This is a genomic window from Nonomuraea sp. ZG12, from assembly GCF_052068115.1.
Lineage (GTDB): Bacteria > Actinomycetota > Actinomycetes > Streptosporangiales > Streptosporangiaceae > Nonomuraea.
On the sequence record NZ_JBQHCW010000082.1, the window covers coordinates 1 to 1,624 of the forward strand.

At 71.2% G+C, this 1,624-nt stretch carries 2 protein-coding genes; both read right to left on the minus strand.

Annotation, left to right across the window (positions count from 1 at the left end):
• The coding region (locus tag ACTMTF_RS49315) for a polyketide synthase docking domain-containing protein (RefSeq protein ID WP_441117027.1) at window positions 1–128 on the minus strand (128 nt) is incomplete at its 3' end.
• A gap of 30 nt (window positions 129–158) precedes the next feature.
• Window positions 159–1,624: SDR family NAD(P)-dependent oxidoreductase (locus tag ACTMTF_RS49320; protein WP_441117026.1), on the minus strand; the 1,466-nt coding region annotated here is incomplete at its 5' end.

Here is a 1,624-nt window from a genome sequence, read left to right on the forward strand (position 1 = left end):
CACGCCATACCGACAATCGCGATCGGCTCATGCCTGCGCCCCTGATCCTCGGACAGACGCTGACGAGCCTCCGCCAGTTCGACGGTCGCGCGCCTCAGGTAATCGCGAAGCTTCTGCTCGGTCTCCATCGCTCCGGCCTTTCCAGTCACAGAAGTGGGTCACAGGTCGTTGTCGATGAGGGCGAAGATCTCCTCGTCGGAGGCGGAGTCGATCTTGTCCACCATCGTGTCGGGCTGCCCGGCGCCGTCCGGTTCCCCGCTGAAGCGGGCCAGGCCGCTCCTCAGCACGGCGACGAGCTTGCCGCGGATGATCTCGCCGTCGTCCTTGGCGGTGGTGAGCATCGACCCCACGTGCTCCAGTGCGCCGCGCAGCATGTCCTCGGGCGAAGGTTGCGCCGGGGCCAGCGAGTCGAACAGGTGCTGGGCCAGCTCCCGCACGGTCGGATGGTCGAAGACGAGGGTCGCGGGCAGTCGCAGGCCGGTGTCGGCGTTGAGCCGGTTGCGCAGTTCGACGGCCGTCAGGGAGTCGAAGCCGAGCTGGTTGAAGGCGCGGTCGACGCTGATCTTCTCCGCGCTGCCGTGCGCGAGGACGGCGGCGACCTGGTCGCGGACCGCGTCGGTCAGCAGCCTCAGCGCCTCGTCCTTGCTCAGCTCGGCGAGCCGGGCCACCAGGCCCGCCGCCGCGCCCTTTCCCGCTGTACGGCGCGGCAGGCGTACCAAACCGCGCAGCACTCCCGGCAGGTCGCCCGCTTCGGCCCGAGCGCGCAACCCGGCCGCGTCCCAGCGAGCACCCACCACGACCGGCTCCACCTCGCCGGTCAGCAGCGCGTCGAACAGGCCGAGCCCTTCCTCCTCGCCCAGCGGGGCGATCCCGGCGCGGCTCAGCCTGGCGACGTCCAAGCCACCGGTCATCCCCGACTCGACATCCCACAAGCCCCAGGCCACCGAAACCGCCGGCAACCCCGCATCCCGCCGATGAACGGCCAGCCCGTCCAGGAACGCGTTCGCCGCAGCGTAGTTACCCTGCCCCGCGTTCCCCACCACCCCGGCGAGCGAGGAAAACAGCACGAAGAACCGCAACGGCATGTCCTTGGTCAGCTCGTGTAAGAACCAGGCCGCGTCCGCCTTCGGTCTGAGGACCACGTCCACCCGCTCGGGAGTGAGGCTTCCCACGACGCCGTCGTCCAGGACCCCGGCCGCATGCACCACACCCGCCAGCGGCCCCACCGACCCGACCACGTCAGCCAGCGCCCGCCGATCCGACACATCACAGGCCAGCACCCGAACCCGGGCTCCGGCTTCTTCCAGGTCGGCCACCAACCCCGCCGCCGCCACCCCACGACGCGACACCAGCACCAGATCCCGGACCCCATGACGCTCCACCAGCCGGCGCGCCACCAGCGCACCCAGCCCACCGGTCCCGCCGGTCACCAGCACCGCCCCAGGAGAGAGGGCGGAGACGGGAGCAGAGATCGAGGAGGACGCGGGGGCGGAAGCCTGGGCGGAGGCCGAGGCGGGAGTCTGGGCGGAGGGCTGCGTAGGGAGAGGGCGGCGGGCCAGGCGGGGGGCCAGTACCCGACCGTCCACGACACGGACCTGAGACTCACCCGAACCCGCGACCAACC